The organism is Rhodococcus sp. BS-15 (assembly GCF_000813105.1).
In the GTDB taxonomy this organism is placed as follows: Bacteria; Actinomycetota; Actinomycetes; order Mycobacteriales; family Mycobacteriaceae; genus Rhodococcoides.
In genome coordinates, this window is sequence record NZ_BAOX01000422.1 from 1 (window position 1) to 3,008 (window position 3,008).

General features: G+C 66.4%; 4 protein-coding genes. 2 read left to right on the forward strand and 2 right to left on the reverse strand.

Annotation, left to right across the window (positions count from 1 at the left end; translation table 11 throughout):
- On the forward strand, positions 1–672 hold a 672-nt coding region (locus tag RHBS_RS26135; protein WP_128646832.1), incomplete at its 5' end, for a class I SAM-dependent methyltransferase.
- Between the two features lie 13 nt (positions 673–685).
- The gene (gene purU / locus RHBS_RS26140; protein ID WP_121873492.1) at positions 686–1,570 is read left to right on the forward strand and encodes a formyltetrahydrofolate deformylase; all 885 of its coding nucleotides are present in this window, start codon (positions 686–688) and stop codon (positions 1,568–1,570) included.
- 15 nt (positions 1,571–1,585) lie between these two features.
- Here purU and RHBS_RS26145 read toward each other — a convergent pair whose 3' ends face one another.
- Positions 1,586–2,617, reverse strand: a complete 1,032-nt coding sequence (locus tag RHBS_RS26145) for an alpha/beta fold hydrolase (RefSeq protein WP_374700663.1) — start codon at positions 2,615–2,617, stop codon at positions 1,586–1,588.
- Positions 2,618–2,690: 73 nt separating this feature from the next.
- The gene (locus RHBS_RS26150; RefSeq protein ID WP_121873494.1) at positions 2,691–2,981 is read right to left on the reverse strand and encodes a DUF2516 family protein; all 291 of its coding nucleotides are present in this window, start codon (positions 2,979–2,981) and stop codon (positions 2,691–2,693) included.
- Between the last annotated feature and the right edge of the window lie 27 nt (positions 2,982–3,008).

Sequence of the window (3,008 nt, forward strand, 5' to 3'; positions counted from 1 at the left end):
CCGGCGGCGGCCGTCGGCCCCGACGGTCTCGTGCATGCCATCGACCTCGCCGACGACCTGTTGGAGGTGGGCCGGGTGAAGGCCACCGATCGGGCACTGCGCAACATCGACTTCGTCGTTGCCGACGCCACCGAGTGGGAGCCGCCGTCGACGGTTCCCGATGCCGGATACGACGCGTTGGCCTGTTCGTACGGCATCTTCTTCCTGCCTGATCCCGAGCAGGACTTCGCGCGTCTGGTGTCTCTGGTTCGTCCGGGCGGTCGCGTCGGGGTGACGGTGTGGCGCAAGGGGGCGATCGAGGCGTTCGCGGGCACGTTCTTCGAGGTGATCGGTGCGCATTCGCCGCCGAGCGAGCACAACGGGCCACTCGCGCAGGACGGTTACGACAAGCATCCGATCCGGCGGATGGAAACCGTGGATCTCCTCCGCGCGTGGCTCACCGCGGCCGGCACCACCGATGTCGAGGTCGTCGAGCTGTCCAACCACGTTCCCGCGACGGAGTCGTTCGTGTGGGCTCTCGTGCTGGGCAGCGCGATGCGGGGCGCGTTGACTTCGTTCGACGATGCGACCCGGACGCAGGTCCGTGCCGAGTTCACTGCGTTGCTGACCGAGCGCGGAATCGATTCGATCGATCTCGGGACACTGGTGGCAACCGGGGTGCGGACGCCCTGAGACAATCGGCGGTATGAGTTCTTCCGTATCCGAGGATCGCCGCTACGTTCTGTCGCTCGGTTGCCCCGACAAGACGGGCATCGTCGCCCGCATCTCGACCTTCCTCGCCGAGGTCGGTGGATGGATCGTCGAGGCCGCTTATCACGCCGATCCCGACACCGGTTGGTTCTTCACCCGGCAGGCAGTACGCGCGTCGTCCGTGGACATGAGTATCGAGGAGCTCCGCACGCGTTTCGCCGCGGTGGCCGCCGAGCTCGGCCCGGAAACCGAATGGACACTTCACGATTCGGGTGAACCCAAGCGCGTGGTCCTGCTCGTCAGCAAGGAAGCACACTGCTTGCACGACCTCCTCGGGCGCGCTGCGGGCGGCGAGCTGCCCGCTCAGATCTCCGCGGTGATCGGCAACCACAAGTCACTCGAGCCGATCGCCGCCGCGCACGGCACCCCGTTCCATCACGTCGAGTTCGCGAAGGATCCGGCCGAGCGCGCTCCTGCCTTCGAGGAGGTGCGGTCGCTGGTCGATTCCTACGACCCGCACGCGGTGGTGCTGGCACGGTTCATGCAGGTTCTCCCCGAATCGCTGTGCGCGCACTGGGCGGGCCGGGCCATCAACATCCACCACAGCTTCCTGCCGTCGTTCGTCGGCGCGCGTCCATACCACCAGGCATTCGCGCGGGGCGTGAAACTGATCGGTGCGACGTGCCACTACGTGACGGCCGAGCTCGACGCGGGTCCGATCATCGAGCAGGACGTCATCCGCGTCGACCATGCCGACGAGGTGTCCGACATGGTGCGTCAGGGCCGCGACATCGAGAAGCTGGTGCTCTCCCGCGGCCTGCGGTGGCACCTGGAGGATCGTGTCCTGGTGCACGGCCGCAAGACCGTGGTCTTCAGCTAGGCGAGACCCGAAGAATCACAAGTTACGGAGCCGAACCACTTCGGCGTTGAATTCGTCGATTGCTTCCACCGAGCTCATGTGTCCGATGCCGGGGATCACGATCAGTCTGCTCAGGTGGTCGTGGTCGTCCAGGGCGCGGGCGAGTTTGCGGGCGTGTACCGGCGGGGTCAAGCGGTCAGCAGATCCGACGAGCACGCTGGTGGGTACGGACATGTTCTCGAGTGCCTCGCGGATGTCGAGGTCGGTGAGCGCGGCGCCCCAGATGCCGCGGGTGCGCGGCGCGCATTCCAGCACGATCTTCTCGCAGAACGCCACCTCGGCAGGTGTCGCTCCGGGGGCCATCGAGATGTATTTGATGGCTTGGCGGGTCACCGGTGACGGCCGCAGCGGAAGCGCCGAGCTGAGCACGGCTTTCCCCACGGGGGTCGGGAGGCGTGGGAAGCGTTGCGGCAGCGGGATGACCGTGGTTTCGCGGACGAGCGAGTCGGTCGCGGTGCTGGCGAGCAGTACGGCACTGACCAGCCTGTCGACCTGTTCGGGATAGTTTCCGGCCCAGGCCATGATGGACATGCCGCCCATGCTGTGTCCTACCAGGACGGCCTTGTTGTCCTCGTCGACGGTGGCGGTGAGGATCGCGGCGAGGTCGTCGGCCAGCACGTCGGGGCTCAGTGGTCGCGTTCCCACGTCGCTGCGGCCGTGGCCGCGCTGGTCGTACGCGATGACGCGGTAGCGGCCGGCGAGGGCGTTGATCTGCGGGTACCAGTAGTCGGCCGAGCAGGTCCAGCCGTGGCTGAAGACGATCGGCGCGGCATCGGCGTCACCGTAGCTGCGAACGTGCAGGTGCGCACCGTCGTCGGTGACCACCTCGGTGATGTGCGGCTCGAAGGTGGGGTACTGCAGCAACTCGTCGGGCTGGACGTCGGTCGTCTTGGTGAACGAGTGCAGGCGACGCCGCCGAACCACGAACGCGCCGACCGAGACCGCCGCTGCCGCGCCGCCTATTCCGAACAGCACGCGTTCGACTACCTTGCGTGAAACCACAGAAATCCCCTCTACCTCGACCCCCTGGCGGGTGCGGTAGACGGTACGCCCTCGACCGAACGGGCGTCGACGCGGCTGCTTACCAGCGGGGTCCGCGCTGGATGCTGTCGATCTTGGGTCGGACGTCGACGAGGTACACCGCGATGCCGACGATGCCGATGATCCAGAACATGATGACCATGGGACCGATCAACGTCAGCAGCAGTCCTACCGCCAGAATGCCCAACCAGGCGTTCTTGGTCAGCTTCCCGGCCGCGGGAAACGCGTCCGGCCGTTGGCGCAGCGCATGGAAAATGGCGAACGCGGCTCCGGCAATCGAAATGATTTGCAGGATCAGGAAGATCGTCTGGGAGAAGCTGCTCGCAATCACACCCGCCAGTGTACGAGAAACGACCCC

Excerpts from the sequence above, each read along its gene's own strand:
- purU (WP_121873492.1), top strand. The coding sequence starts at position 686 with ATGAGTTCTTCCGTATCCGAGGATCGCCGCTACGTTCTGTCGCTCGGT.